General features: G+C 45.0%; 31 protein-coding genes and 1 pseudogene. 29 read left to right on the top strand and 3 right to left on the bottom strand.

Annotation, left to right across the window (positions count from 1 at the left end; translation table 11 throughout):
• Window positions 1-128: 128 nt before the first annotated feature.
• The 10 genes and pseudogenes from MHH79_RS19135 (at window position 129) to MHH79_RS19090 (ending at window position 10,126) form a co-directional block, all read left to right on the top strand.
• The gene (locus tag MHH79_RS19135; RefSeq protein WP_003243339.1) at window positions 129-986 is read left to right on the top strand and encodes a class II fructose-bisphosphate aldolase; all 858 of its coding nucleotides are present in this window, start codon (window positions 129-131) and stop codon (window positions 984-986) included.
• Window positions 987-1,105: 119 nt separating this feature from the next.
• The gene (gene fsa / locus MHH79_RS19130) at window positions 1,106-1,744 is read left to right on the top strand and encodes a fructose-6-phosphate aldolase (protein WP_063334812.1); all 639 of its coding nucleotides are present in this window, start codon (window positions 1,106-1,108) and stop codon (window positions 1,742-1,744) included.
• Between the two features lie 378 nt (window positions 1,745-2,122).
• Window positions 2,123-3,412, top strand: coding sequence for a UDP-N-acetylglucosamine 1-carboxyvinyltransferase (locus tag MHH79_RS19125; protein WP_003227628.1), 1,290 nt, complete (start codon window positions 2,123-2,125; stop codon window positions 3,410-3,412).
• 30 nt (window positions 3,413-3,442) lie between these two features.
• Window positions 3,443-4,406, top strand: a pseudogene (gene glpX / locus MHH79_RS19120) (class II fructose-bisphosphatase).
• 214 nt (window positions 4,407-4,620) lie between these two features.
• A complete protein-coding gene (locus tag MHH79_RS19115) occupies window positions 4,621-4,782 on the top strand; it encodes a hypothetical protein (protein ID WP_003227632.1) in 162 nt (53 codons plus the stop codon).
• Between the two features lie 30 nt (window positions 4,783-4,812).
• Entirely contained in the window at window positions 4,813-6,096 is a 1,284-nt protein-coding gene (rho, locus tag MHH79_RS19110; RefSeq protein ID WP_003221939.1) for a transcription termination factor Rho, read from the top strand.
• A 118-nt stretch (window positions 6,097-6,214) separates the two neighbouring features.
• Window positions 6,215-6,415: a 50S ribosomal protein L31 gene (gene rpmE, locus MHH79_RS19105; protein ID WP_003151132.1), complete on the top strand. Its 201-nt coding sequence runs from the start codon at window positions 6,215-6,217 to the stop codon at window positions 6,413-6,415.
• A gap of 88 nt (window positions 6,416-6,503) precedes the next feature.
• The gene (locus tag MHH79_RS19100; protein WP_014478269.1) at window positions 6,504-7,091 is read left to right on the top strand and encodes a thymidine kinase; all 588 of its coding nucleotides are present in this window, start codon (window positions 6,504-6,506) and stop codon (window positions 7,089-7,091) included.
• Window positions 7,092-7,379: 288 nt separating this feature from the next.
• Window positions 7,380-9,086, top strand: a complete 1,707-nt coding sequence (malS, locus tag MHH79_RS19095; RefSeq protein WP_340034815.1) for an oxaloacetate-decarboxylating malate dehydrogenase — start codon at window positions 7,380-7,382, stop codon at window positions 9,084-9,086.
• Between the two features lie 80 nt (window positions 9,087-9,166).
• Window positions 9,167-10,126, top strand: coding sequence for an AEC family transporter (locus tag MHH79_RS19090; protein WP_003242497.1), 960 nt, complete (start codon window positions 9,167-9,169; stop codon window positions 10,124-10,126).
• 33 nt (window positions 10,127-10,159) lie between these two features.
• On the opposite strand, the gene racA is transcribed toward MHH79_RS19090, so the two are convergent.
• Together racA and MHH79_RS19080 are read right to left on the bottom strand one after the other, a co-directional pair.
• On the bottom strand, window positions 10,160-10,714 hold the full coding sequence (gene racA, locus MHH79_RS19085) for a chromosome-anchoring protein RacA (protein ID WP_047183334.1): 555 nt from the start codon (window positions 10,712-10,714) through the stop codon (window positions 10,160-10,162).
• 121 nt (window positions 10,715-10,835) lie between these two features.
• Complete coding sequence (locus tag MHH79_RS19080; RefSeq protein ID WP_041520071.1) at window positions 10,836-11,222, bottom strand: VOC family protein; 387 nt, start codon at window positions 11,220-11,222, stop codon at window positions 10,836-10,838.
• A gap of 125 nt (window positions 11,223-11,347) precedes the next feature.
• Between MHH79_RS19080 and prfA the strand changes: the two genes are divergently transcribed.
• Genes prfA through MHH79_RS19065 form a run of 3 tightly spaced genes read left to right on the top strand, consistent with a single transcriptional unit; the run spans window position 11,348 to window position 13,633 of the window.
• On the top strand, window positions 11,348-12,418 hold the full coding sequence (prfA, locus tag MHH79_RS19075; protein WP_003227645.1) for a peptide chain release factor 1: 1,071 nt from the start codon (window positions 11,348-11,350) through the stop codon (window positions 12,416-12,418).
• Between the two features lies 1 nt (window position 12,419).
• A complete protein-coding gene (gene prmC / locus MHH79_RS19070; protein ID WP_003227647.1) occupies window positions 12,420-13,286 on the top strand; it encodes a peptide chain release factor N(5)-glutamine methyltransferase in 867 nt (288 codons plus the stop codon).
• Window positions 13,287-13,345: 59 nt separating this feature from the next.
• The gene (locus MHH79_RS19065; RefSeq protein WP_015483822.1) at window positions 13,346-13,633 is read left to right on the top strand and encodes a DUF5316 family protein; all 288 of its coding nucleotides are present in this window, start codon (window positions 13,346-13,348) and stop codon (window positions 13,631-13,633) included.
• 16 nt (window positions 13,634-13,649) lie between these two features.
• Here the strand turns inward: MHH79_RS19065 and MHH79_RS19060 are convergent, their stop codons facing one another.
• Window positions 13,650-14,012, bottom strand: a complete 363-nt coding sequence (locus MHH79_RS19060; RefSeq protein WP_014478265.1) for a UPF0715 family protein — start codon at window positions 14,010-14,012, stop codon at window positions 13,650-13,652.
• Between the two features lie 140 nt (window positions 14,013-14,152).
• On the opposite strand from MHH79_RS19060, the gene spoIIR reads away from it, so the two are divergent.
• From spoIIR to atpG, 16 genes are all read left to right on the top strand, one after another.
• Window positions 14,153-14,827, top strand: a complete 675-nt coding sequence (gene spoIIR, locus MHH79_RS19055) for a stage II sporulation protein R (protein ID WP_129092773.1) — start codon at window positions 14,153-14,155, stop codon at window positions 14,825-14,827.
• A 66-nt stretch (window positions 14,828-14,893) separates the two neighbouring features.
• Complete coding sequence (locus tag MHH79_RS19050; protein ID WP_003244265.1) at window positions 14,894-15,337, top strand: hypothetical protein; 444 nt, start codon at window positions 14,894-14,896, stop codon at window positions 15,335-15,337.
• 156 nt (window positions 15,338-15,493) lie between these two features.
• Window positions 15,494-16,534, top strand: a complete 1,041-nt coding sequence (locus MHH79_RS19045) for an L-threonylcarbamoyladenylate synthase (RefSeq protein WP_015384898.1) — start codon at window positions 15,494-15,496, stop codon at window positions 16,532-16,534.
• Between the two features lie 77 nt (window positions 16,535-16,611).
• Entirely contained in the window at window positions 16,612-17,169 is a 558-nt protein-coding gene (locus tag MHH79_RS19040) for a manganese efflux pump MntP family protein (protein ID WP_003227661.1), read from the top strand.
• Window positions 17,170-17,244: 75 nt separating this feature from the next.
• Window positions 17,245-17,697 (top strand): protein arginine phosphatase PrpB, encoded by a 453-nt coding sequence (prpB, locus tag MHH79_RS19035; protein WP_015384897.1) that lies wholly within the window; start codon window positions 17,245-17,247, stop codon window positions 17,695-17,697.
• A gap of 156 nt (window positions 17,698-17,853) precedes the next feature.
• A complete protein-coding gene (gene rpiB / locus MHH79_RS19030; protein WP_003221910.1) occupies window positions 17,854-18,303 on the top strand; it encodes a ribose 5-phosphate isomerase B in 450 nt (149 codons plus the stop codon).
• 12 nt (window positions 18,304-18,315) lie between these two features.
• Window positions 18,316-18,858 (top strand): TIGR01440 family protein, encoded by a 543-nt coding sequence (locus MHH79_RS19025; protein WP_063334808.1) that lies wholly within the window; start codon window positions 18,316-18,318, stop codon window positions 18,856-18,858.
• A gap of 206 nt (window positions 18,859-19,064) precedes the next feature.
• Entirely contained in the window at window positions 19,065-20,312 is a 1,248-nt protein-coding gene (gene glyA, locus MHH79_RS19020) for a serine hydroxymethyltransferase (RefSeq protein ID WP_003227669.1), read from the top strand.
• A gap of 134 nt (window positions 20,313-20,446) precedes the next feature.
• Window positions 20,447-21,076 (top strand): uracil phosphoribosyltransferase, encoded by a 630-nt coding sequence (gene upp / locus MHH79_RS19015; RefSeq protein WP_003227670.1) that lies wholly within the window; start codon window positions 20,447-20,449, stop codon window positions 21,074-21,076.
• Window positions 21,077-21,498: 422 nt separating this feature from the next.
• The gene (atpI, locus tag MHH79_RS19010) at window positions 21,499-21,882 is read left to right on the top strand and encodes an ATP synthase subunit I (RefSeq protein WP_003243159.1); all 384 of its coding nucleotides are present in this window, start codon (window positions 21,499-21,501) and stop codon (window positions 21,880-21,882) included.
• 7 nt (window positions 21,883-21,889) lie between these two features.
• Window positions 21,890-22,624, top strand: a complete 735-nt coding sequence (gene atpB, locus MHH79_RS19005) for a F0F1 ATP synthase subunit A (RefSeq protein ID WP_003242621.1) — start codon at window positions 21,890-21,892, stop codon at window positions 22,622-22,624.
• Between the two features lie 45 nt (window positions 22,625-22,669).
• The gene (gene atpE, locus MHH79_RS19000) at window positions 22,670-22,882 is read left to right on the top strand and encodes a F0F1 ATP synthase subunit C (protein WP_003151167.1); all 213 of its coding nucleotides are present in this window, start codon (window positions 22,670-22,672) and stop codon (window positions 22,880-22,882) included.
• Window positions 22,883-23,044: 162 nt separating this feature from the next.
• On the top strand, window positions 23,045-23,557 hold the full coding sequence (gene atpF / locus MHH79_RS18995; protein ID WP_003244051.1) for a F0F1 ATP synthase subunit B: 513 nt from the start codon (window positions 23,045-23,047) through the stop codon (window positions 23,555-23,557).
• On the top strand, window positions 23,554-24,099 hold the full coding sequence (locus MHH79_RS18990; protein WP_251217768.1) for a F0F1 ATP synthase subunit delta: 546 nt from the start codon (window positions 23,554-23,556) through the stop codon (window positions 24,097-24,099). Before atpF ends, MHH79_RS18990 begins: the two co-directional genes overlap by 4 nt.
• A gap of 16 nt (window positions 24,100-24,115) precedes the next feature.
• Entirely contained in the window at window positions 24,116-25,624 is a 1,509-nt protein-coding gene (gene atpA, locus MHH79_RS18985; protein WP_015384895.1) for a F0F1 ATP synthase subunit alpha, read from the top strand.
• 76 nt (window positions 25,625-25,700) lie between these two features.
• Complete coding sequence (gene atpG / locus MHH79_RS18980; protein WP_003244388.1) at window positions 25,701-26,564, top strand: ATP synthase F1 subunit gamma; 864 nt, start codon at window positions 25,701-25,703, stop codon at window positions 26,562-26,564.
• The last annotated feature ends 13 nt before the right edge of the window (window positions 26,565-26,577 follow it).

Here is a 26,577-nt window from a genome sequence, read left to right as displayed (position 1 = left end):
GTTGGTATCCTAGTTATGGAGAAAAAGCGATCTGAGTATTTACATATGACAGCAATATATGGGTCATGCTAGGGTGGAAAGCTTTTTTCGCTAGAAGACAATCAGGCTACATAAGGAGGACATTCGACATGCCTTTAGTTTCTATGACGGAAATGTTGAATACAGCTAAAGAAAAAGGGTATGCTGTAGGACAATTTAACTTAAACAACCTTGAGTTTACTCAAGCGATTTTACAAGCAGCTGAAGAAGAAAAATCTCCAGTGATCCTTGGTGTTTCCGAAGGTGCGGGACGCTACATGGGCGGCTTCAAAACAGTCGTTGCTATGGTAAAAGCACTTATGGAAGAGTACAAAGTGACAGTTCCTGTTGCGATTCACTTAGACCACGGTTCAAGCTTTGAATCTTGTGCGAAAGCGATTCATGCAGGTTTCACATCTGTAATGATCGACGCTTCTCACCATCCATTCGAAGAAAACGTAGCAACAACTGCTAAAGTTGTTGAGCTTGCTCATTTCCACGGAGTATCTGTAGAAGCTGAGCTTGGAACAGTAGGCGGACAAGAAGATGACGTTATCGCTGAAGGCGTAATCTACGCTGACCCTAAAGAGTGCCAAGAGCTTGTTGAGCGCACTGGCATCGACTGCCTTGCACCTGCATTAGGTTCTGTTCACGGCCCTTACAAAGGTGAGCCAAACCTTGGCTTCAAAGAAATGGAAGAGATCGGAAAATCAACTGGTCTTCCGCTAGTTCTTCACGGCGGTACTGGAATTCCGACTGCTGACATCAAAAAATCAATTTCACTTGGTACAGCTAAAATCAACGTGAATACTGAAAACCAAATTTCTTCTGCAAAAGCTGTTCGCGAAACATTGGCAGCTAAGCCTGACGAGTACGATCCACGTAAATACCTTGGACCAGCTCGTGAAGCGATCAAAGAAACAGTTATCGGTAAAATGCGTGAATTTGGTTCTTCAAACCAAGCTTAATTCAATTGGAACTTTTTATAGCCGCCTGACAGCTTGACAGGCGGTTTTCCGTCTATCTTTAGAAAGCGCAATCATATTCGCAGTTCAGAAAATTTCTTAATCAGGGAGGCTTTTTGAAAATGTTATTCTTTGTTGATACAGCCAATATCGATGAAATTAGAGAAGCGAATGAATTAGGAATTCTCGCCGGTGTAACGACGAATCCTAGTTTAGTAGCAAAGGAAGCTAACGTATCATTCCACGACCGTCTTCGCGAGATCACAGACGTCGTGAAAGGGTCTGTAAGCGCAGAGGTTATTTCTTTGAAAGCTGAGGAAATGATCGAGGAAGGAAAAGAACTGGCGAAGATCGCTCCGAACATTACGGTGAAAGTCCCAATGACGTCTGACGGTTTAAAAGCGGTAAGAGCACTTACTGACTTAGGCATCAAAACAAACGTTACATTGATCTTCAATGCCAACCAGGCGCTTCTTGCTGCCAGAGCGGGGGCAACATATGTATCTCCATTCCTGGGACGTTTAGATGACATCGGCCACAACGGGCTTGACCTGATTTCAGAAGTTAAACAGATTTTTGACATTCACGGCCTTGACACGCAAATCATTGCAGCGTCAATCCGCCATCCGCAGCACGTGACAGAAGCTGCTCTTAGAGGGGCTCATATCGGCACAATGCCGCTGAAAGTCATTCATGCGCTCACTAAACACCCGTTAACAGACAAAGGAATCGAACAATTCCTGGCAGACTGGAACAAATAATGAAAGGGGCGGCAAACAGCTTTATGCCTGTTTGCCGCGGCCTTTGTATTTCACCGACCTGATACAGCGGATCTTCAGATGCTGACGCCGCTTTACAGAGAAGGAATCATTGGGCTGCAGAAGCTGATATCGGAATGAAGGGTATGCGTACTGCTTTTGCCGGATGACGACGATGTCTCTCGAGCCGGCGGGTCTCTGTGCATCTTTTGAAACCTGTACCCCCCAAAGCTTCGCTATTTTCTTCCTGATATTTTACAATGTGTTGTATTCTTTCTCTTCGAATTGGCTAGATTTTGGACATGAGCTTTATTTGCAGAGACAGAATAAAATGACATTTTATTTAGCTCCGCAGCTATCTTCTTATGGAAGGAGACTATCATGGAAAAGTTGAATATTGCCGGCGGTGACTCGTTAAACGGTACAGTACATATCAGCGGCGCTAAAAACAGCGCTGTTGCGTTAATACCTGCAACCATTTTGGCAAATTCTGAGGTGACAATTGAAGGGCTTCCAGAGATTTCAGATATTGAAACGCTGCGTGACCTGTTAAAGGAAATCGGCGGAAACGTGCATTTTGAGAATGGGGAAATGGTTGTTGATCCTACGTCGATGATCAGCATGCCGCTTCCTAACGGGAAAGTAAAAAAGCTTCGCGCGTCATATTATTTAATGGGGGCGATGCTCGGCCGCTTCAAGCAGGCGGTCATTGGATTGCCTGGCGGCTGTCACTTAGGGCCCCGTCCGATTGATCAGCATATCAAAGGTTTTGAAGCACTCGGAGCTGAAGTAACCAATGAACAAGGCGCCATTTATTTGCGAGCTGAAAGGCTCAGAGGCGCACGGATTTATTTAGATGTCGTAAGCGTTGGGGCAACGATTAACATTATGCTCGCCGCTGTTTTGGCAGAAGGGAAAACGATCATCGAAAACGCTGCCAAGGAGCCTGAGATCATTGACGTCGCGACATTGCTTACCAGCATGGGCGCCAAAATCAAAGGTGCGGGCACCAATGTGATTCGAATCGACGGCGTGAAGGAACTGCACGGCTGCAAGCATACGATCATTCCGGACAGAATTGAGGCCGGGACATTTATGATTGCAGGGGCTGCAATGGGCAAGGAAGTCATTATCGATAACGTCATTCCCACTCATCTAGAGTCGTTAACGGCAAAGCTGAGAGAAATGGGCTATCATATCGAAACAAGCGACGACCAGCTTCTCATTGTCGGCGGGCAGAAGAACTTAAAGCCGGTTGACGTCAAAACCCTCGTATACCCGGGGTTTCCGACTGATTTACAGCAGCCGATGACGGCACTCCTGACAAGGGCGAAAGGGACGAGTGTCGTCACAGACACCATCTACTCGGCAAGATTCAAGCACATTGATGAGCTGAGACGAATGGGTGCCAATATGAAAGTAGAAGGCAGATCTGCCATCATCACAGGTCCTGTCGAGCTTCAAGGCGCAAAAGTGAAGGCGAGTGATCTGCGTGCCGGAGCCTGCTTGGTGGTAGCCGGACTGATGGCTGATGGCGTCACGGAAATTACGGGACTGGAGCATATTGACCGCGGATACAGCAGCCTTGAGAAGAAGCTTGAGGGGCTTGGAGCGACAATTTGGCGTGAAAGAATGACTGACGAAGAAATAGAACAGCTTCAAAATTCATAATGGTTTCTTGTGAGAGGAGATCGTGTTGAAATGGAAAGAAGTTTATCAATGGAATTGGTACGTGTGACCGAAGCTGCGGCATTGGCATCAGCAAGATGGATGGGCCGGGGAAAAAAAGATGAGGCTGATGAAGCGGCAACAAGTGCAATGAGAGACGTTTTTGATACAGCCGATGAAAGGGACCGTTGTAATCGGTGAAGGGGAAATGGACGAAGCACCGATGCTGTATATCGGGGAAAAACTCGGAAACGGGTACGGCCCTCGCGTTGATGTCGCAGTTGACCCTCTTGAAGGCACAAACATCTTAGCAAGCGGCGGCTGGAACGCGCTGACGGTTATCGCGGTCGCAGACCATGGCACGCTTCTGAATGCTCCTGACATGTATATGCAAAAAATCGCAGTCGGTCCGGAAGCGGTGGGCTGCATTGACATCGAAGCACCTGTCATTGACAACCTTAAAGCGGTGGCAAAAGCGAAAAATAAGGACGTTGAGGACGTCGTTGCCACAATTTTAAACCGTGAAAGACACGAAAAAATCATTTCCGAGCTTCGTGAGGCCGGCGCCAGAATCAAATTGATCAATGACGGCGATGTCGCAGGCGCCATCAACACGGCTTTCGACCACACGGGCGTTGATATCCTGTTCGGATCAGGCGGCGCTCCTGAGGGTGTGCTTTCCGCTGTTGCGTTAAAAGCACTCGGCGGAGAAATCATTGGTAAACTTCTTCCGCAAAGCGAAGAAGAAATCACACGCTGTCACAAAATGGGCCTTGATTTAAGCAAAGTCCTTCGCATGGAAGACCTTGTGAAGGGTGATGACGCGATTTTTGCAGCTACAGGGGTTACTGACGGCGAGCTGTTAAAAGGAGTTCAATTCAAAGGCTCTGTCGGTACAACTGAAAGCTTAGTTATCCGTGCAAAATCAGGCACTGTCCGTTTCGTTGACGGCAGACACAGCTTGAAAAAGAAACCAAATCTTGTAATCCGTCCATAACAAACAGAAAAAGCGGGTGTGAGCCCGCTTTAACTTTTGCAGAAAAGCGTCAACTCTATCAATTCCGTGTCAAAACCTTATTTCAGTTGAATAATTTTTTGAAATAAGGTAAAAATAAAGAGTGCTGCGAATTTTACTGCGTAATACCTTCTTTTAAGCACTAGGAAAGTTTCAATTTCTACCGCATACAGACGATATAAGTATTGATCTTCTCATGTTTTTGTCCTCGCTTCCTTCAAAACTCATTAAGACAATCCTTTTAACAAAAGCGCCGATCATGGGTGGAAGTGTTACCGATAGAAGTTCCTTTATGTTAAAAAAAGAATGTGCTTTGGCGGATGTTGTGCAAAAGCAGCAGATGACATGTTCAGAGTAAGATATTGACTATGAAAAGCGTGGTGTTTTTATGAAAGACGTATCTATTTCCTCTTTGGAAAATATGAAATTGAAAGAGCTTTATGAACTTGCAAGACATTATAAAATCTCCTATTACAGCAAACTGACAAAAAAAGAACTCATTTTCGCCATTCTGAAAGCGAATGCAGAACAGGAAGATCTGCTGTTTATGGAAGGCGTTCTTGAGATCATCCAGTCTGAAGGTTTCGGCTTCCTGAGACCGATCAACTACTCTCCAAGCTCAGAAGACATTTACATCTCAGCTTCACAAATCCGCCGTTTCGATTTGCGGAACGGAGACAAAGTATCTGGCAAGGTTCGCCCGCCAAAAGAAAATGAGCGTTACTATGGACTTTTGCACGTTGAAGCAGTAAATGGGGATGATCCCGAATCTGCAAAAGAGCGTGTGCATTTCCCGGCTCTTACGCCACTTTATCCAGATCGCCAAATGGTGCTTGAAACAAAGCCGAACTTCTTGTCTACAAGAATTATGGACATGATGGCGCCGGTCGGATTTGGACAGCGCGGATTGATTGTTGCGCCGCCGAAAGCCGGAAAAACGATGCTGCTGAAGGAAATTGCCAACAGCATTACAGCGAACCAGCCTGAAGCAGAGCTGATCGTGCTTTTAATTGACGAAAGACCTGAGGAAGTAACCGATATCGAGCGTTCTGTAGCTGGGGATGTCGTCAGCTCAACGTTTGATGAAGTGCCGGAAAACCATATCAAAGTGGCCGAGCTTGTGCTTGAACGTGCAATGCGTCTCGTGGAACACAAAAAAGACGTCATTATCCTGATGGACAGCATCACACGGCTTGCCCGCGCCTACAACTTAGTGATTCCGCCGAGCGGAAGAACGCTTTCCGGGGGGATTGACCCAGCGGCGTTCCACCGTCCGAAACGTTTCTTCGGCGCTGCGAGAAATATCGAAGAGGGCGGCAGCTTAACCATCCTTGCTACGGCTCTGGTCGATACAGGTTCACGTATGGATGATGTCATTTATGAAGAATTCAAGGGAACAGGCAACATGGAGCTTCACCTTGACCGCTCTCTTGCCGAGCGCCGCATCTTCCCTGCCATCGATATCCGCCGTTCAGGAACGCGCAAAGAAGAGCTGCTTGTGCCTAAAGAGCATCTTGATCGTTTATGGTCTATCCGCAAAACGATGTCTGATTCACCTGATTTCGCAGAAAAGTTCATGAGAAAAATGAAAAAAACCAAAACAAACCAGGAATTTTTCGATATTCTCAATCAAGAATGGAAACAGGCAAATCTATCATCTGCAAGAAGGTAAATTGTATTTGCAAAAGAAGTAAATCACTGATATAATTTTCTCATATGCGTTTCGGACAATGCTCCGAAATAATAACTCTGTTTCCACACGGGATTCAGGGCGGAAGGAGATGGATACAATGAAAGCAGGAATTCATCCTAATTTCAAAAAAGCAACAGTTAAATGCGCTTGCGGAAATGAATTTGAAACAGGCTCAGTAAAAGAAGAGGTACGCGTTGAGATTTGCTCTGAATGCCACCCATTCTACACTGGCCGTCAAAAATTCGCTTCTGCTGATGGTCGTGTTGATCGCTTTAACAAAAAATACGGTCTTAAGTAATAATAGATTTCTCAACAGGCAAGCAGCAGTCTTGCCTGTTTTTTATATTGTCTAAAACACAGCTGGCAGAGAGAGGGGAGCGAAGCCTATGTACATAATGAAACAAAGCGGGTGGCTTGAGCTGATTTGCGGCAGCATGTTCTCGGGGAAATCTGAAGAGCTGATCAGAAGAGTGAAGAGAGCAACTTATGCCAAGCAGGAAGTCAGGGTATTTAAGCCTGTAATTGATAACCGATACAGCGAAGCTGCTGTTGTCTCCCATAATGGAACATCGATGACGAGCTATGCCATTTCGTCTGCTGCGGACATTTGGGATCACATCAGTGAAAGTACAGATGTGATTGCGGTTGATGAAGTGCAGTTTTTTGATCAGGAAATTGTTGAGGTTTTATCATCTCTTGCCGATAAAGGCTACCGTGTGATAGCAGCAGGCCTTGATATGGATTTTAGGGGAGAGCCGTTCGGTGTCGTCCCGAATATCATGGCGATTGCGGAAAGTGTGACAAAGCTGCAAGCCGTCTGTTCTGTTTGCGGATCACCGGCGAGCAGAACACAGCGCCTCATTGACGGCAAACCTGCTTCTTACGATGATCCGGTCATTTTGGTTGGTGCATCTGAATCATATGAAGCAAGATGCAGACATCATCACGAAGTCCCAGGTAAATCTAAAAAATAGTCCAAAACATGGGTATAAAGATAGAATGCACCGGCTAAAACACCGGTGTTTTTTTTATATTCTGATAATATCCAATTAAAAAATTTAATTAAGTATATTAAAAAATTAAGTAATTTTCTTCCCTTGAATTTTGATTTTGACAGGCATACAATAGCTTACGTAATGTAAATAGTTTTGAGACATTGTTCGAATAATTGTCACAAAGTCGCATAAAGATCATGATCGGTCATATTTTAGATGGGTTATTACTTAACTTGGTTAACTATTTCAAGAAAGAAGGAGATTTGCTTGAATAACATAAAAAAAACGAAAGAAGGCCACTTAGAAACAACTCTTAGAGGAAAAGAAGTTTTATCTATTCCTACTTTAAATAAAGGCGTTGCTTTTTCACTAGAAGAAAGACAAGAACTCGGCTTAGAAGGGCTTCTGCCGCCAACTGTACTTTCTCTTGATCAACAAGCACAACGCGCGTACGAGCAATTCCAAGCGCAGCCTGACCGCCTTCGTCAAAATGTTTACTTAAGTGATCTTGCAAACCGTAACGAAGTTCTTTTCTATAAATTGCTGAAAAACCATCTTCGCGAAATGCTTCCTGTTGTGTACACGCCAACAGTTGGTGAAGCGATTCAGGAATACAGCCATGAATATAGAAGACCTCAAGGAATCTACTTGTCAATCGATAATATTGACGGTATTGAAAAAGCGTTTGAAAACCTTCATGCGACAGCAGGCGATATTGATCTTATCGTTGCTACTGACTCCGAAAGCATTCTCGGTATCGGTGACTGGGGTGTAGGCGGTATTAATATCGCAATCGGTAAATTGGCTGTTTACACTGCTGCAGCTGGTATTGACCCTAGCCGTGTTATCCCGGTTGTGCTTGATGTCGGTACGAACAACGAAAAACTTCTAAACGATCCTTTATATATTGGTAACAAGCATGAACGTGTTCAAGGTGAACGCTACGAAGCTTTCATTGACGCTTATGTAAAAGCTGCATTGAAATTCTTCCCTAAAGCGCTTCTTCACTGGGAAGACCTTGGCAACAAAAATGCACGCAACATCATGAAAAAATACAATCATGAAATCCTGACATTTAATGATGATATTCAAGGTACTGGCGCGATTACACTTGCAGGTGTGCTTGCCGCTATGAAGAAAACCGGCGCTTCTATTAAAGATCAGCGTGTTGTTATCTTCGGTGCTGGTTCTGCTGGTATCGGTATTGCTGACCAAATCCGTGACACAATGGTGCTAGCCGGATTATCTGAAGAAGAAGCTAACAAACGTTTCTACACACTTGATTACAGAGGCTTGCTGACTGAAGACATCGAAGGCATCGAAGGCATCCTTGATTTCCAAAAACCTTACCTTCGCAATGCGGATGAAGTGAAAGACTGGAAGCGCGACGAAAAAGGTCAAATTCCATTCGATGAAGTGGTTCGTCAAGCGAAACCAACGATCTTAATTGGTACTTCAGGGGTTTCAGGTGCATTCACAGAGGAAATTGTAAAAGAAATGGCATCTCACGTTGACCGTCCGGTTATCATGCCGATGTCTAACCCGACTCACCTTGCTGAAGCTGTTCCTGAAGATCTGTTCAAATGGACTGACGGAAAAGTGCTTATTGCAACAGGAAGCCCATTTGACAATGTAGAATACAACGGTGTTTCTTATGAAATCGGACAATCTAACAACGCATTCGCATTCCCTGGTCTTGGACTTGGTTCAATTGTAGCTGAAGCGCGTATCATTACACCTGCTATGTTTGCTGCAACTGCTGATGCGATTGCTGAAATGGTTGATCTTGAAACACCTGGAGCAGGATTGCTTCCAAGCATTGATAAGCTTCAAGAGGTTTCTATCCAAGTTGCGATTGCCGTTGCTGAAGCAGCAATTAAAGACGGCGTGGCAAATCGTCAGCCTGAAGATGTGAAACAAGCGGTACTTGAAGCAATGTGGACACCTGAATACAAAAAAGTCATCGCGAAATAATTAGCGAGTAAATTTTTCGTCCGAGGGAAAGCTTTTTGTAAAGCTAAAGTATACGGACATAGGATTTGGAGGAGAATATTTTGAGCATCTTAGATATCTTAATCCTCCTGGCGCCGATCTTCTTTGTTATCGTGCTGGGTTGGTTTGCAGGACATTTTGGAAGTTATGATGCCAAGTCGGCAAAAGGGGTAAGTACGTTAGTAACGAAATACGCACTTCCAGCTCACTTTATCGCTGGTATTTTGACAACTTCCAGAAGTGAATTTTTATCACAAGTACCTTTAATGATTTCTTTAATTATTGGGATTGTTGGTTTCTATATCATCATTCTTTTGGTTTGCAGATTTATATTCAAGTATGATTTAACGAACTCATCTGTATTTTCTTTGAACTCTGCACAGCCGACATTCGCATTTATGGGTATCCCGGTATTGGGAAGCTTATTCGGAGCGAATGAAGTTGCGATTCCGATCGCGGTCACAGGTATCGTGGTTAACGCGATTCTTGATCCGCTCGCGATCATTATCGCTACTGTTGGTGAGTCTTCTAAGAAAAACGAAGAGAGTGGCGACAGCTTCTGGAAGATGACAGGAAAATCAATCCTGCATGGTCTTTGTGAGCCGCTTGCAGCTGCTCCGTTAATCAGTATGATCTTGGTGCTGGTTTTCAATTTCACTCTTCCTGAGCTGGGTGTTAAAATGCTTGATCAGCTTGGAAGCACAACATCTGGTGTTGCTCTCTTTGCTGTCGGTGTTACCGTTGGTATTCGTAAAATTAAACTCAGTATGCCGGCTATCGGTATTGCGTTACTAAAAGTTGCGGTTCAGCCTGCATTAATGTTCCTGATTGCTCTTGCTATCGGACTTCCGGCTGACCAAACAACAAAAGCAATCCTTCTTGTTGCATTCCCTGGTTCTGCAGTTGCAGCCATGATTGCGACTCGTTTCGAGAAACAAGAAGAAGAAACTGCAACTGCGTTTGTGGTCAGTGCGATTCTGTCATTGATTTCACTTCCAATCATTATCGCGCTTACTGCGTAACAAAAAAAGCTCCCGTAAAGGGAGCTTTTTGCTTTAGGTTTGAAATTTGAACAGTGACAGCAGCGGTTTTTTTCTTGTTTTGGTTGTTTCAGAAGCAGCAGCGGTCTCGGGGGTCGGCTGAGCGGTGAATTCTTTCATTTGTGAGGTCAGTGATTGCAAATCTGCAAGAATATCATCGATTTCTCTGCGGTGCTGAAGCAGCTGGTAAGATACACCTTCATCGGCTTTTTGTTTCAGCTGGCGTTCCAGTTCCGACAACCTTGCCATCAATTCGCTTTCGTCCTGCCTTTGCTGTAAAAGGCTGTCCAGCTTTTGTTCAAGCTGCTCGATTCTTCGTTCTGTGTCGCTATTTGTTTTTTGGACAAGGAAGCCTGTGCGCTTTTTAGCGCTTTTCGGCAGATGAATATCCTGAATCGCCGTGCCTTCAGAGATTTGTTTTTGAACGGATTTTAGAACCTTCACGTCTTCTGCCGTGAACGAATAGTGTCCGAGCTCATTGCGTTCGGCCGGAAGATTCAGCTGCTTCACCCACCGCTGCACCGTTTTTGCGGAGACGCCGAGTTCACTTGCTACCATATTTGTATTCATGATCCCATACCTCCTTTTAAGCTAGGTATTCGACCATAGAATGAGGTTCCCTTCCCGTTAGACAAAACAAGAAAAGATTCGGCAAAGAAAGTGGGTATCTCCTTTTTTTCTTCAAAAACTGTTATTGTTCATACAGTTCTAATGGAAGTCGGTCAGGATCAAAAAAGAAGGTGAAACGCTTGCCGGTCAGCGGATCTGTTCTGATTGGCTCTGTTTCGATTCCTTTTTCATGAAGCTCCTGAACCGCTTTATCCAAGCTGCCGACTGTAAAGGCGAGGTGGCGCAGGCCTGCGGCTTCAGGCCGGGTTTGTCGTTCGGGTGGATCGGGAAACGAGAACAGCTCAATGACATACGAGCCGTTAAGCGACAAATCAAGCTTATAGGAGCCGCGCTCTTCGCGGTACGTTTCTTGAATCACCTGAAAACCAAGCTTATGTACGTAGAAAGCTTTCGACTTTTCGTAATCTGAACATATGATTGCAATATGATGTATGGATTTCAGCAACATCATCCCTCCTCGAATTCCAGTATAGCAGAGGGAGCTTTTCCAGCTGGGATTGAAATGCTTTTGACTGGGGTTAATCACTATACTATAATGAGAATGTTACGCACAGGAAAACAGAGGTGAAGACCGTGTTAGACCGTTTAAAATCAATTGAAGAACGATACGAGAAATTAAATGAGCTTTTAAGCGATCCAGAAGTAGTCAACGATCCGAAAAAGCTAAGAGAATATTCAAAAGAGCAATCTGATATACAAGAAACAGTTGACGTATATAGACAATACAGAGATGCGTCAGAACAGCTGGCTGATGCAAAAGCGATGCTTGAAGAGAAGCTGGATGCTGAGATGCGCGACATGGTGAAGGAAGAGATTTCTGAACTTCAGAAGGAAACGGAAACACTGTCCGAACGCCTGAAAGTGCTCTTGATCCCGAAAGATCCTAATGATGATAAAAACGTTATTATGGAGATCCGCGGAGCCGCGGGAGGCGAGGAAGCCGCTTTATTCGCGGGCAACCTGTACAGAATGTATTCCCGTTATGCCGAGCTTCAGGGCTGGAAGACAGAGGTCATGGAAGCGAATGTAACCGGAACAGGCGGCTACAAAGAGATCATCTTTATGATTACGGGAAGCGGCGCGTATTCTAAACTCAAATATGAAAACGGCGCCCACCGCGTACAGCGTGTTCCGGAAACAGAATCAGGCGGACGCATCCATACATCCACTGCAACAGTAGCATGTCTTCCTGAGGCAGAAGAGGTAGAGGTTGACATCCATGAGAAGGATATCCGTGTCGATACGTTTGCTTCAAGCGGACCGGGCGGACAAAGCGTTAACACAACAATGTCTGCGGTTCGTCTGACTCACTTGCCGACAGGTGTTGTTGTATCATGCCAGGATGAAAAATCTCAAATTAAGAACAAAGAAAAAGCAATGAAGGTTCTCCGTGCCAGAATCTATGATAAATTTCAGCAGGAAGCCCAGGCTGAATATGATCAAACACGGAAATCAGCAGTCGGATCTGGTGACCGCTCTGAACGTATCCGCACATACAACTTCCCGCAAAACCGTGTGACGGATCACAGAATCGGTTTGACGATTCAAAAGCTTGATCAGATTCTTGAAGGAAAACTTGACGAAGTGGTTGAAGCGCTGATTGTTGAAGATCAGGCAAGCAAGCTTCAGCAGTCGGAAGGTTAAGATGAAGACGATATTCGAAGCCCTGAAATGGGCTTCTTCTTATTTAACCGAAGCGGGAAGAGAAGAAAATGCTGCCGAGCTCCTATTGCTTTATGATACCGGAATGGAGAGAAGCAAACTGCTCGCAAGCTTACAGGAACCGATTGGTGAAGACGAACTGTATCGCTTTAAGCGTCACGTTGAGATGCATAAAGAGGGCGTGCCGGTTCAATACATTATAGGAAAAGAGTTTTTTTATGGACGGGAATTTATGGTGAATGATGATGTGCTGATCCCGCGGCCGGAAACTGAAGAAGTTGTCTTTCATTTGCTTGAAAAATATCGGAGTGTCTTTTCTGAAGACGGCAAGCTCGAAGTTGTTGACGTTGGTACAGGGAGCGGCGCAATAGCCGTCACGCTTGCGCTTGAAAACCAAAGCTTTTCTGTGTCGGCGGTCGATATTTCAAAAGAGGCGCTGCAAGTCGCCTCTGCCAATGCAGAAAAACTCGGAGCGAATGTACGCTTTTATCAGGGCGATCTGCTTGAGCCTTTTATTAAGGCGGGAAAAAAAGCGGATATCATTGTCTCAAACCCGCCATATATTTCAGAGGAAGAAATGGCTGATCTATCGGAAATTGTCCGTTTTCATGAGCCGCTGCACGCTCTCACCGATGGCGGAGACGGGCTGAAATTTTATAAGCGGTTTATGGAAGACATTCCGCTTGTCATGAAGGATAAAGTATTTGTCGTTTTTGAAATCGGATGGAAACAGGGAGCGGCGGTCAAAGACCTGATCCTCAAGGCGTTTAAGGGAGCGGAAGTGGAAGTGCTGAAAGATATTAATGGAAAAGACAGAACCATATGCGCTCTGATTCATAAAAATAAATAAGCAGCTTGCTGGCGAGTGGATGGATCAAGCTGTTTAACACCAGCAAAGGGGATGTAAACATGAAAAAGGCCCTGACAGCAGGAATCCTGCTCATTGCGATTGAGAGTATGATTGGCACCATTTTTCCGCAGTCTCTTTCATATGAAGCGATTTTTGGCGTTGCGTCTCTCGTTTTAGTGGGGCTCGCGATCATTACATCGGGTTTGGCTGTAAGCGGAAGCGATCAGCGGGCAAACTACCATTCAGAAACCAAAGAAGGCCGTACATCTCGCATGAAAATGGCGGCCGCTTTCTTTGTTGCGGCGATACCTTCCATTCTATGTTATTTGCTGACGATTTTGTTTTAATAAAAAAGGAAGCCTCTTAGGCTTCCTTTTTTTGCAGTAAAACAGAGTCCCATATCCAATAGATAAGAGCTGTTAATACAGCAAAAAGATAGAAGGCTGTATTTTGAAACAAAGATTGTCCCGAAGGCTGAAGCACGCCGAAAATGATCGCGTTGGCAATAAAAGCAGCGGCAAGGTAATACAGCAGATACAAAGGGCTGAACCGTTTCGGCTTTTTATTCATCATGATTTGAAGCGGCAGTGCGAAGATCAAATAAGGAAACAGAAAATAAAATGCCATTGTGATGAGAGCGGCAATGATAAATGAATGAATATAAATTACTGAATAAAGAACGGACATCGTGAATGCTGATAAAAGCACTGTATAATTGTATTTCATCTTAAACCTCCTAAAACACTATCGTACCATAAATAAGATTAACAGCTTGCTAGATTTTTTTCACCCTGCACGTTTACCCCCGGCTCTCCTTGTCCATAATAGGTCTAGAAACAAAGCACGGAGAGGAACGGTGGGGACCGATGAAAAAAACAGTAATCATTTGTATATATATCTTTCTTTTACTATCTGGAGCGCTCGTAGGGCTGGCAAAAGAAGAGACGGCACAGAAATCGGAAAATCAGCCGGTGGTCATACCGGATCAGGCGATTCGTTTGAGAATATTGGCAAACAGCGATAGTGACCAAGATCAGCAATTAAAACGTCATATAAGAGACGCGGTGAATAAAGAAATCACAACTTGGGTAAAGGATATTACTTCTATTGAAGAAGCGCGTCGCGTGATTCGTTCAAAGCTGCCTGAAATCAAAGCAATTGCAAAGGAAACAATGGAGAAAGAAGGAGCGAATCAGTCGATATCCGTTGATTTTGACAAAATTTCATTTCCGACAAAGCTTTACGGCAACATGGTATATCCTGCCGGTGAGTATGAAGCGATTTTGATTACGCTTGGAAACGGAGACGGCGCCAACTGGTGGTGTGTGCTGTTCCCGCCCCTCTGCTTTCTCGATTTTTCTAACGGGGAAGCCGTCAAAGAACAAGAAGATAAAGAAGCCTCAAAAAAGCAGACTGAAAAAGTGCTTGAGGAGGTAACCGCTAAAGCGGAAAAAGCCAAAAAAGAAGAGAACGAAGAGAAAGAAGACGGCACAGAAGTGAAATTCTTTTTAGTCGAATGGATTTCCGACCTTTTTTCCTAATCATCTGGTCTAAAAATAGATTTGCCTCATAGATTGGAAGAAAGAACGCAAAAACGGGGTGAACGGATGTTTTATCAACTGCGGGTGGCAAGGGAAAAAGACGGAGATGTGCTCGAGGCATTTTTAAAACAGGCGAAAACCAGCTATGAAGGTGTGAAAGAAGGCTTCACTCAATTTCTTATGCTGGAGGACAGTGAGAAAAACATTGCCGGATGCCTCGGTATTGAAAAAATAAGCTGTGACCAGGGGCTGCTGCGATCACTTGTCATATCGGACAAGCTTCACCAAGGCCATATCGTCACGCTTTTTCAAAGCATGGAGGTGCTGTGCGAAAAGCATCAGATCAAAACCGTGTACCTAGTAGCAAATCAGCATTCCTCTGCGGACTTTCTGACGGCCATGGGTTTTGAAAGAGCTGAGAGTGTACCGGAGGAGCTGTTTTCTTCTGATCACTTCTGTGAATCGCGGCAAACAGAAGGAGCCGTTTTGATGAAAAAAGCGTCTGGATAAGTGCAGTTTATACACATACTTATCCACTTCTTTATTAGCGTTGTCCACAATTTGTGGATAACGCTTGTTTTATTACAGGACATCTTTTATACTTTCAAAAGGATTACACGCGTAAAACAATCGTTTTATTGTTGTGAATAAGGAGTTTGGTCAGAAATGAAAACGAAAAGATGGTTTGTGGATGTAACTGACGAGTTATCCACAAATGATCCACAAATTGCACAAGCAGCCGCTTTGCTCCGAGAAAATGAGGTCATTGCCTTTCCGACAGAAACAGTATATGGCCTAGGCGCAAACGCAAAAAATACGGATGCCGTCAAAAAAATATATGAGGCGAAAGGGCGGCCGAGCGATAATCCCCTGATTGTCCACATTGCGGATATCAGCCAGCTTGAGGATTTAACGGGCCCGGCGCCGGAAAAGGCGAAAACATTGATGAAACGGTTTTGGCCGGGAGCACTTACGCTCATTCTGCCTTGTAAACCTGGTGCGCTTTCACCTCGTGTAACGGCAGGTCTTGAAACGGTTGCCATTAGAATGCCGGATCATCCGCTTGCCCTTGCATTGATTCGCGAATCGGGACTGCCGATTGCAGCACCGAGCGCCAATCTTTCAGGCAAGCCAAGTCCCACAAAAGCGGAGCATGTGGCTCACGACTTGGATGGCCGCATAGCCGGCATTATGAATGGAGGCCCTACCGGAATCGGGGTCGAATCAACTGTGCTTTCATGTGCGGACGACATCCCTGTTCTTCTGCGTCCGGGCGGCATTACGAAGGAACAAATTGAAGCGGTGATCGGGCCGATCCATGTGGATAAAGGGCTCAGCGACCAAAACGAGAAGCCGATTTCTCCAGGGATGAAATATACACATTATGCGCCGACAGCCCCGCTTGCCATTTGCGAAGGCAGCCCAGAGCGCATTCAGCACCTCATTCAAGAATATCAACAGGGCGGAAGACGGGTCGGCGTCCTGACGACAGAAGAAAACGCGGGCGTTTATTCCGCTGATTATGTGAAGAGCTGCGGAAGACGTGCTCAGCTTGAGACTGTTGCGGCAGGGCTGTATGATGCTTTGCGCAGTTTTGATGAGAATCAGGTGGATTTCATTATCTCGGAATCCTTTCCGGACACAGGTGTCGGCCTCGCCATTATGAACAGGCTGATGAAAGCCGCCGGAGGAAGAGTGATTCGCTGAAAGCAGTCAGATGTTCTAACCCTTTTTGGACACGCATAGGCTAAAAAAGCGGGCGTGTCCAAGGGGGTTATTTATGTATGTCGGATTTGTTTATAGGCGAACTGATTACATTAAGCATCATGGCGTTTGCTTTAGGGATGGATGCTTTTTCTGTCGGCCTTGGAATGGGCATGGTCAAACTTAGAAAGAAGCAGATATTCTATATTGGTTTCATCATCGGCCTCTTTCACGTCATCATGCCTCTCGCAGGGATGGCGGCCGGTAACATGCTGTCAGGGCTCCTCGGCGTGTTAGCGGTTTATATCGGTGGGGCGCTGCTTTTTGTTCTTGGGGTTCAAATGCTTATGGCCTCTTTTAAACAGTCAGAAGAACGATTTATGTCACCGGCAGGGCCGGGCTTATTGCTGTTTGCCATCGGCGTCAGCCTTGACAGCTTTTCCGTCGGCTTGAGCTTGGGGATATACGGCTCGCATCCACTCCTCACAATTACCCTGTTCGGGCTGTTCAGCATGATGTTGACATGGCTGGGCCTGCTGGTCGGAAAACAAGTGCAGTCTTGGCTTGGCACATACAGCGAAGCGCTCGGGGGCATCATATTAATCGTGTTTGGACTAAAGTTGCTTTTGCCAATTTAATATACCAATAAAAGAAACGAAGTCGCCGTTTCTTTTTTCTTCATATATAATAGAGAAAAATAAGGGGTGACTGACATGGATATTATTTTTGTCTGTACTGGAAATACGTGCCGCAGCCCAATGGCTGAGGCGCTTTTTAAATCAATTGCAGAAATGGAAGGGCTGAATGTCAATGTCCGCTCGGCAGGCGTGTTTGCTTCGCCAAATGGGAAAGCGACGCCTCATGCAGTCGAAGCGCTGTTTGAAAAACACATTGCCCTTAATCATGTGTCTTCTCCATTAACTGAAGAACATATGGAATCCGCTGATTTGGTTCTGGCTATGACCCATCAGCACAAACAGATCATTGCCAGCCAATTTGGACGTTATCGTGATAAAGTGTTTACGTTAAAAGAATATGTCACAGGCAGCCATGGTGATGTCATCGATCCGTTCGGCGGCTCAATTGACATCTATAAACAAACGCGAGATGAGCTTGAAGAGCTTCTTCGTCAGCTGGCAAAACAGCTGAAAAAAGACCGCAGATAAGTTGTCAGAAAATCTGCAAACAGGTCATTTGCAAATCCTGCGTGAAGGAGTAGAATATAGTGAAAAGCACATCATATGGTGTGAATCAAAGAGCGGACAGGCTGCGCGGTCAATAAAGCGGGCGGGCCGCATCACACACGCTGGGAGGAAAAGCAGATGAAAGTAGCCATTGCATCGGATCATGGCGGCGTTCACATTCGAAATGAAATCAAAGAGTTAATGGACGAATTGCAAATTGAATATATTGATATGGGCTGTGACTGCGGCAGCGGCTCTGTCGATTATCCGGATTATGCTTTTCCGGTGGCCGAAAAAGTGGTTAGCGGCGAAGTTGACAGAGGCATTTTAATTTGCGGGACAGGCATCGGCATGAGCATTTCCGCTAATAAAGTAAAAGGGATTCGCTGCGCGCTGGCGCACGATACCTTCAGCGCGAAGGCGACGAGGGAGCATAATGACACAAACATCCTTGCGATGGGTGAACGGGTGATCGGACCTGGTTTGGCTCGGGAAATCGCAAAAATCTGGCTGACCACTGAGTTTACCGGGGGAAGACACCAAACGCGTATTGGAAAAATCTCAGATTATGAAGAGAAAAACCTGTAGGGGTGCTGTTTAATGAATGAGTTGAAACAAACGTGGAAGACGATGCTGTCTGAGTTTCAGGACCAAGCGGAATTGAAACAAGATCATCTCTTCGTCCTTGGATGCAGCACGAGCGAAGTGGCCGGCAGCCGGATCGGAACATCGGGCAGTGTAGATATCGCTGAAAGCATCTACAGCGGACTTGCTGAGCTTCGGGAAAAAACGGGAATCCATCTGGCGTTTCAATGCTGCGAGCATTTGAACAGAGCGCTTGTCGTCGAAGAAGAAACAGCCAAGCTGTTCAGGCTTCCAACCGTTTCTGCCGTGCCCGTTCCAAAAGCGGGCGGCGCGATGGCGTCTTATGCGTTTAAGCAGATGAAGTCTCCTGTTCTTGTTGAAACCATTCAGGCTGACGCCGGAATTGATATAGGCGATACGTTTATCGGCATGCATCTGAAGCCGGTGGCTGTCCCTGTGCGTGTCTCTCAAAACAGCCTCGGTTCAGCTCATGTGACATTGGCGCGTACACGTCCGAAACTAATCGGCGGAGTGCGGGCGGTTTATGAGTGCGAATGAAAGGACTGCATAGCCAGTCTTTTCTTTTATTTTAAGACAGTGGAATAAATTCCGAACTTTAAATTAAATTTAAGTTATTAATATTCGTTTTTACCAATAAAAATTTAGATTTTTTAAAAATAATCTTTTACATCGAGCTTAAAAACCATGTACAATAGTGATGGTAAAAACAAAGAACAGGATACGGATAGGAGAGGATCTCGCTGATGAAACATTTACCTGCGCAAGACGAACAAGTGTTTAACGCCATTAAAAATGAGCGTGAACGCCAACAGACTAAGATCGAATTGATTGCTTCTGAGAACTTTGTAAGTGAAGCGGTTATGGAAGCACAAGGATCTGTTTTGACAAATAAATACGCAGAAGGATATCCGGGCAAACGCTACTACGGCGGATGCGAGCACGTCGATGTCGTTGAAGATATCGCCCGTGACCGCGCGAAGGAAATCTTTGGAGCGGAGCATGTAAACGTTCAGCCTCATTCAGGCGCACAAGCAAACATGGCAGTGTACTTCACGATTTTGGAGCAAGGCGATACTGTACTTGGGATGAACCTCTCCCACGGCGGCCATTTAACACACGGAAGCCCAGTCAACTTCAGCGGTGTTCAATATAACTTTGTTGAGTACGGCGTAGATAAAGAAACTCAATATATTGATTACGATGACGTGCGTGAAAAAGCCCTCGCTCATAAACCGAAGCTTATCGTAGCAGGAGCAAGTGCGTATCCTCGTACAATCGACTTTAAGAAATTCCGTGAAATTGCTGATGAAGTCGGCGCTTACTTCATGGTGGATATGGCACATATCGCAGGACTTGTTGCGGCAGGCCTTCATCCAAACCCGGTTCCTTACGCTGATTTCGTTACAACAACAACACATAAAACACTTCGCGGTCCTCGCGGCGGTATGATCCTTTGCCGTGAAGAGTTTGGCAAGAAAATTGATAAATCGATCTTCCCTGGAATTCAAGGCGGTCCGCTAATGCACGTTATTGCCGCAAAAGCTGTTTCATTCGGTGAAGTATTGCAGGACGATTTCAAAACATATGCACAAAACGTCATTTCAAATGCGAAGCGTCTGGCTGAAGCCTTAACGAAAGAGGGTATCCAGCTCGTTTCAGGCGGAACAGACAACCACCTTATCCTTGTTGACCTTCGTTCGCTCGGACTGACTGGTAAGGTTGCGGAGCATGTACTTGATGAAATCGGTATTACGTCTAACAAAAACGCGATTCCATATGATCCTGAAAAACCTTTCGTAACAAGCGGCATCCGTCTTGGTACAGCTGCTGTAACTAGCCGCGGTTTTGACGGAGACGCATTAGAAGAAGTCGGTGCTATCATTGCGCTTGCATTGAAAAACCACGAAGATGAAGGAAAACTTGAAGAAGCAAGACAGCGTGTAGCTGCTCTGACTGATAAGTTTCCTTTATATAAAGAATTAGATTATTAAGATCCTAAAACCCGCTTGGGCTTATGCCCGGCGGGTTTTTTGACGATGTTCTTGAAACTCAATGTCTTTTTTTGTAGAATCAATAGAAGTGTGTAATTGTTGATGGGACAATAAAAAAGGAGCTGAAACACAGTATGGGAAAGGTTTATGTATTTGATCATCCTTTAATTCAGCACAAGCTGACATATATACGGAATGAAAATACAGGTACGAAGGATTTTAGAGAGCTAGTAGATGAAGTGGCTACACTCATGGCATTTGAAATTACCCGCGATCTTCCTCTGGAAGAGGTGGATATCAATACACCGGTTCAGGCTGCGAAATCGAAAGTCATCTCAGGGAAAAAACTCGGAGTGGTTCCTATCCTCAGAGCAGGATTGGGAATGGTTGACGGCATTTTAAAGCTGATTCCTGCGGCAAAAGTGGGACATGTCGGCCTTTACCGTGATCCAGAAACCTTAAAACCCGTGGAATACTATGTCAAGCTTCCTTCTGATGTGGAAGAGCGTGAATTCATCGTGGTTGACCCGATGCTCGCTACAGGCGGTTCCGCAGTTGAAGCCATTCACAGCCTTAAAAAACGCGGTGCGAAAAATATCCGTTTCATGTGTCTTGTAGCAGCGCCGGAGGGTGTGGAAGAATTGCAGAAGCATCATTCGGACGTTGATATTTACATTGCGGCGTTAGATGAAAAATTAAACGAAAAAGGTTATATTGTTCCAGGTCTCGGAGATGCGGGTGACCGCATGTTTGGAACAAAATAAAAAATGAAATCCCCAAAAGGGGGTTTCATTTTTTTATCCAGTTTTTTGCTATTCGGTGAATCTGTATACAATTATAGGTGAAAATGTGAACATTCTGTGGAGACGTAAAGTATAAAAAGTTTTTTAACTTTAAACAGATTGACACATGTTAGGGGCTATTGTATGCTAAACGAGGGTATTATGAGAAGGTTTTCATAGCTTTCATTATAGTCCTCATCCTCAATGTAAATCCTCTCAGCAAACCCGTATTATGAGGATTTATTTAAGCGAATGAAACAGCATCCCTGCAAGGCTTGCGGATGAATGATTTTTTCGAACAGGCCCGTTTTGCCGGTCAAAAAAGGTCTTCTACTAAGGGTTAACCGCTGATTTTTGCCGTATCCAAGCTATACATTATTTTTTCATCAGGAGACAGATAATTGATGGACGATCCCAAGCTTACATTTAGCAGACAACGCAAATATTTATTGTTCATTTTGGCAGTGTATGTACTGGGTTATGGTTTAACAGCGTATAAAACCGTTTTTTTAGGCCTTATTCTGGGAACTGTTTTCAGTTTGTTTAATTTTTTACTGCTCGTCAGGAGAATGAATGCTTTTGACAGAGCTGTTGAGAAAGGAAAGTCCATACGATCTCTCGGGAGCGCAGCGCGGTGGTGCAATGCGATTCTTGCTGTGGCTGTTGCCTATAAAAATCCCGAATATTTTCATATGGCAAGTACAGTTATTGGATTAATGACAATATACCCTGTCATTATGATAGATTCCTTTATCCAGCTTAAACGTTCATCAATGGAAGAGAGGTGAAAACCCTTTGAATCATGGTTACAGAACTATAGAATTTCTAGGTCTTACTTTTAATCTGACAAACATTCTGATGATTACTGTGGCGAGTGTGATTGTTTTATTGATTGCTATATTGACGACAAGAACGCTTTCGATCCGTCCCGGAAAAGCCCAGAACTTTATGGAATGGATTGTTGATTTCGTCCGCAATATTATTGGCAGTACAATGGATTTAAAAACAGGGGCTAACTTCTTGGCACTTGGTGTCACATTGCTGATGTACATATTTGTGTCGAATATGCTGGGGCTGCCGTTCTCTATTACAATCGGACATGAGCTCTGGTGGAAGTCTCCGACAGCCGATCCTGCCATTACATTAACGCTAGCCGTGATGGTTGTTGCTTTAACCCACTACTATGGTGTGAAGATGAAAGGGCTCAAGGAATATTCCAAAGACTATTTAAGACCTGTTCCATTCATGCTCCCGATGAAAATCATCGAAGAGTTTGCGAATACGCTGACTCTAGGTTTGCGGCTGTATGGTAACATCTTCGCCGGTGAGATTCTTCTCGGCCTGCTTGCGGGATTAGCAACAAGCCATTATTCGCAAAGCGTGGCTCTCGGTCTTGTCGGTACAATCGGTGCCATTCTGCCGATGCTGGCATGGCAAGCATTCAGTTTATTTATTGGTGCTATCCAGGCATTTATCTTTACAATGCTGACGATGGTGTACATGTCTCATAAAATCAGTCATGATCATTAAAACATTATATCCAAACGGATAACATTTTAAAGGAGGAACTTTTTCATGAATTTAATAGCAGCTGCGATTGCAATTGGTTTAGGCGCACTTGGTGCAGGTATTGGTAACGGTTTGATTGTTTCACGTACGGTAGAGGGGATTGCCCGTCAGCCGGAAGCAGGTAAAGAACTGAGAACTCTTATGTTCATGGGTATCGCATTAGTTGAAGCCCTTCCTATTATCGCTGTCGTTATCGCATTCTTAGCGTTCTTTGGCTAAGCATAAAAGCCTTATATGAACTAAAAATGGCGAAGATCATTCCAAGAGAACCTTCGCCATTGCTTTATGTCTGATAAGCACCCCGCCTTGCCGGCTGAAAAGAGACAAGTGCGGCTGCTGGATCAGCAAAGAAAAACCTGCAGAAGGGAGTTGCCGTAGTAGATGTCTCAATTACCACTTGAACTAGGATTGTCGTTTAACGGCGGAGATATCCTGTTCCAACTGTTAGCTATGTTAATCTTATTAGCGCTTCTGAAGAAATACGCTTTAGGGCCGCTATTAAACATAATGAAACAGCGTGAAGACCACATCGCTGGAGAAATTACGTCTGCTGAAGAAAAAAATAAAGAAGCGCAGCAGCTGATTGAAGAGCAGCGCGTTCTTTTAAAAGAAGCAAGACAGGAATCCCAAACTCTTATCGAAAACGCAAAGAAACTGGGAGAGAAGCAAAAAGAAGAGATTATTCAGGCTGCACGTGCAGAATCTGAACGTCTGAAAGAAGCAGCAAGAACTGAAATCGTGAAGGAAAAAGAACAGGCGGTTTCTGCTCTCCGTGAGCAAGTAGCGTCTCTTTCTGTCATGATTGCGTCGAAAGTGATCGAAAAAGAACTGGATGAACAAGCTCAAGAGAAATTGATCCAGGACTATCTTAAAGAGGTAGGAGAAAGCCGATGAGTGGATCAGCTGTCTCTAAACGATATGCATCAGCTCTTTTTGATATAGCCAATGATTCCGCTCAGCTGAATCAAGTAGAAGAAGAGCTAACTGTTGTAAAACAAGTATTTCAAAATGAAAAAGCGCTTAATGATGTGTTGAACCATCCGAAGGTGCCGGCTGCGAAGAAAAAAGAGCTGATTCAAAATGCATTTGGCTCTTTGTCACAGCCCGTGCTTAATACGATTTTTCTTTTGATTGACCGCCATCGTGCCGCGATTGTGCCTGAGCTCACAGATGAGTTTATCAAACTCGCAAACGAGGCCCGTCAAACAGAAGACGCAATCGTATATTCAGTGAAACCGCTGACGGATGCGGAAATTTTACCATTATCACAAGTGTTTGCAAAAAAAGCCGGAGTCGCTTCGCTGAGAATCAGAAATGAAGTGCAGACGGATTTAATAGGCGGCATTAAAGTCCGCATTGGAAACCGGATTTATGACGGCAGCGTAAGCGGGAAGCTTCAGCGCATTGAACGTCAATTAGCCGGGGAAAATCGATAGAAGGGGTGAAACCTAAGTGAGCATCAAAGCTGAAGAGATTAGCACGCTGATAAAACAGCAAATACAAAATTATCAATCTGATATTGAAGTTCAAGACGTAGGTACAGTCATCCAAGTCGGTGACGGTATTGCTCGTGTGCACGGCCTTGACAACTGTATGGCCGGTGAACTTGTCGAATTTTCAAACGGTGTTTTGGGTATGGCTCAAAACCTTGAAGAATCAAACGTAGGTATCGTCATCTTAGGACCTTTCAGTGAGATCCGTGAGGGAGACGAAGTAAAAAGAACAGGCCGCATCATGGAGGTTCCTGTTGGTGAAGAGTTAATCGGCCGTATTGTAAATCCGTTAGGCCAGCCGGTAGACGGACTTGGCCCGATCCTTACAAGCAAAACTCGCCCGATTGAAAGCCCTGCACCAGGCGTTATGGACCGTAAATCCGTTCATGAACCGCTTCAAACCGGTATCAAAGCAATTGATGCACTGATTCCAATCGGCCGCGGCCAGCGTGAGCTGATCATCGGTGACCGTCAAACAGGTAAAACATCTGTTGCGATCGATGCGATCCTGAACCAAAAAGACCAAGACATGATCTGCGTATATGTTGCGATCGGTCAAAAAGAATCAACAGTCCGCGGCGTAGTAGAAACATTGCGTAAACACGGCGCGCTTGATTATACAATTGTTGTAACGGCGTCTGCGTCACAGCCGGCACCGCTTCTGTACCTGGCACCGTATGCTGGGGTTACAATGGCAGAAGAATTTATGTACAGCGGCAAGCACGTTCTTGTTGTATACGATGATCTTTCTAAACAAGCGGCTGCTTACCGTGAGCTGTCCTTGCTTCTTCGCCGTCCGCCAGGCCGTGAAGCGTTCCCTGGGGATGTATTCTATCTTCATTCCCGTCTGCTTGAGCGTGCAGCAAAGCTTAGCGACGCGAAAGGCGCAGGATCAATTACAGCTCTGCCGTTCGTAGAAACACAAGCCGGAGATATCTCTGCTTATATTCCGACGAACGTCATTTCCATCACTGACGGACAGATCTTCCTGCAATCTGATTTGTTCTTCTCAGGCGTACGTCCAGCGATCAACGCCGGATTGTCTGTATCCCGTGTCGGCGGCTCAGCGCAAATCAAAGCGATGAAAAAAGTATCAGGTACTTTGCGTCTTGACCTTGCGTCATACCGTGAGCTGGAAGCATTCGCTCAATTCGGTTCTGACCTCGACCAAGCGACTCAGGCAAAACTGAACCGCGGTGCGCGTACAGTTGAAGTGCTGAAGCAGGATCTGAACAAGCCGCTTCCGGTTGAAAAGCAAGTAGCCATTCTTTATGCGCTGACAAAAGGATATCTCGATGATATTCCTGTGGCGGATATCAGACGTTTTGAAGAAGAGTACTACATGTACCTTGACCAAAACCATAAAGACCTGCTTGACGGAATTGCGAAAACAGGAAACCTTCCTGCTGATGAAGACTTCAAAGCTGCACTCGAAGGCTTCAAACGCACATTTGCACCAAGCAACTAACTCGAATGCTGATGAGAGAAAAAGGTTCTCTTTTTCTCTCTTTTTACGCAGATGAAGAGAAAAGGTGGTGAAATCTTTGGCCTCATTACGCGATATTAAGTCAAGGATCACGTCAACGAAAAAAACAAGTCAGATTACAAAAGCCATGCAGATGGTATCTGCGGCTAAGCTGAATCGTGCTGAAAACAATGCAAAATCATTTGTGCCATATATGGATAAAATCCAAGAGGTTGTGTCAAACGTCGGAAGAGTTTCCGGCAACGTGAAGCACCCGATGCTTCTCAGCAGAGAAGTGAAAAAAACGGCATACCTTGTCATTACGTCTGACCGCGGTCTTGCCGGCGCTTTTAACAGTTCGGTTTTACGGAGTGCTTATCAGGCCATGCAAGAACGTCATCAGTCTAAGGACGAGTATGCGGTGATTGCCATCGGAAGAGTGGGCCGTGATTTCTTTAAGAAACGTGAGATTCCGATCATTTCCGAGTTAACAGGACTTGGGGATGAAGTAACGTTTACAGAAATTAAAGATCTTGCCCGTCAAACGATCCAAATGTTTATAGACGGTGCGTTTGATGAATTGCACCTTGTTTATAACCATTTTGTCAGCGCCATAACTCAAGAAGTAACGGAGAAAAAACTTCTGCCGTTATCTGATTTGGGCAGCGGCGGCGGAAAAAGAACGGCGTCTTATGAATTTGAACCATCTGAAGAGGAGGTTCTGGAGGTTTTGCTTCCTCAATATGCAGAAAGCTTAATCTTCGGTGCGCTTCTTGACAGTAAAGCAAGTGAGCACGCTGCAAGAATGACGGCGATGAAAAATGCGACAGACAACGCGAAGGAACTTATCGATTCACTTTCGCTTTCTTACAACCGCGCTCGCCAAGCAGCCATCACACAAGAAATTACGGAAATTGTCGGCGGAGCAGCCGCTTTAGAATAGAAAGATTTTGTCA

The sequence above is a fragment of the Bacillus sp. FSL K6-0993 genome, assembly GCF_037977205.1.
In the GTDB taxonomy this organism is placed as follows: Bacteria; Bacillota; Bacilli; order Bacillales; family Bacillaceae; genus Bacillus; species Bacillus subtilis.
This window is presented reverse-complemented; position numbering and strand designations above follow the sequence as displayed.

What these genes read in the sequence shown, in the direction of transcription:
- MHH79_RS19135 (WP_003243339.1), top strand. Translation starts at nt 129, where the DNA reads ATGCCTTTAGTTTCTATGACGGAAATGTTGAATACAGCTAAAGAAAAA.
- fsa (WP_063334812.1), top strand. Translation starts at nt 1,106, where the DNA reads ATGTTATTCTTTGTTGATACAGCCAATATCGATGAAATTAGAGAAGCG.
- MHH79_RS19125 (WP_003227628.1), top strand. Translation starts at nt 2,123, where the DNA reads ATGGAAAAGTTGAATATTGCCGGCGGTGACTCGTTAAACGGTACAGTA.
- MHH79_RS19115 (WP_003227632.1), top strand. Translation starts at nt 4,621, where the DNA reads ATGTTTTTGTCCTCGCTTCCTTCAAAACTCATTAAGACAATCCTTTTA.
- rho (WP_003221939.1), top strand. Translation starts at nt 4,813, where the DNA reads ATGAAAGACGTATCTATTTCCTCTTTGGAAAATATGAAATTGAAAGAG.
- rpmE (WP_003151132.1), top strand. Translation starts at nt 6,215, where the DNA reads ATGAAAGCAGGAATTCATCCTAATTTCAAAAAAGCAACAGTTAAATGC.
- MHH79_RS19100 (WP_014478269.1), top strand. Translation starts at nt 6,504, where the DNA reads ATGTACATAATGAAACAAAGCGGGTGGCTTGAGCTGATTTGCGGCAGC.
- racA (WP_047183334.1), bottom strand. Translation starts at nt 10,714, where the DNA reads ATGAATACAAATATGGTAGCAAGTGAACTCGGCGTCTCCGCAAAAACG.
- MHH79_RS19080 (WP_041520071.1), bottom strand. Translation starts at nt 11,222, where the DNA reads ATGTTGCTGAAATCCATACATCATATTGCAATCATATGTTCAGATTAC.
- prmC (WP_003227647.1), top strand. Translation starts at nt 12,420, where the DNA reads ATGAAGACGATATTCGAAGCCCTGAAATGGGCTTCTTCTTATTTAACC.
- MHH79_RS19065 (WP_015483822.1), top strand. Translation starts at nt 13,346, where the DNA reads ATGAAAAAGGCCCTGACAGCAGGAATCCTGCTCATTGCGATTGAGAGT.
- MHH79_RS19060 (WP_014478265.1), bottom strand. Translation starts at nt 14,012, where the DNA reads ATGAAATACAATTATACAGTGCTTTTATCAGCATTCACGATGTCCGTT.
- spoIIR (WP_129092773.1), top strand. Translation starts at nt 14,153, where the DNA reads ATGAAAAAAACAGTAATCATTTGTATATATATCTTTCTTTTACTATCT.
- MHH79_RS19050 (WP_003244265.1), top strand. Translation starts at nt 14,894, where the DNA reads ATGTTTTATCAACTGCGGGTGGCAAGGGAAAAAGACGGAGATGTGCTC.
- MHH79_RS19045 (WP_015384898.1), top strand. Translation starts at nt 15,494, where the DNA reads ATGAAAACGAAAAGATGGTTTGTGGATGTAACTGACGAGTTATCCACA.
- MHH79_RS19040 (WP_003227661.1), top strand. Translation starts at nt 16,612, where the DNA reads ATGTCGGATTTGTTTATAGGCGAACTGATTACATTAAGCATCATGGCG.
- prpB (WP_015384897.1), top strand. Translation starts at nt 17,245, where the DNA reads ATGGATATTATTTTTGTCTGTACTGGAAATACGTGCCGCAGCCCAATG.
- rpiB (WP_003221910.1), top strand. Translation starts at nt 17,854, where the DNA reads ATGAAAGTAGCCATTGCATCGGATCATGGCGGCGTTCACATTCGAAAT.
- MHH79_RS19025 (WP_063334808.1), top strand. Translation starts at nt 18,316, where the DNA reads ATGAATGAGTTGAAACAAACGTGGAAGACGATGCTGTCTGAGTTTCAG.
- glyA (WP_003227669.1), top strand. Translation starts at nt 19,065, where the DNA reads ATGAAACATTTACCTGCGCAAGACGAACAAGTGTTTAACGCCATTAAA.
- upp (WP_003227670.1), top strand. Translation starts at nt 20,447, where the DNA reads ATGGGAAAGGTTTATGTATTTGATCATCCTTTAATTCAGCACAAGCTG.
- atpI (WP_003243159.1), top strand. Translation starts at nt 21,499, where the DNA reads ATGGACGATCCCAAGCTTACATTTAGCAGACAACGCAAATATTTATTG.
- atpE (WP_003151167.1), top strand. Translation starts at nt 22,670, where the DNA reads ATGAATTTAATAGCAGCTGCGATTGCAATTGGTTTAGGCGCACTTGGT.
- atpF (WP_003244051.1), top strand. Translation starts at nt 23,045, where the DNA reads ATGTCTCAATTACCACTTGAACTAGGATTGTCGTTTAACGGCGGAGAT.
- MHH79_RS18990 (WP_251217768.1), top strand. Translation starts at nt 23,554, where the DNA reads ATGAGTGGATCAGCTGTCTCTAAACGATATGCATCAGCTCTTTTTGAT.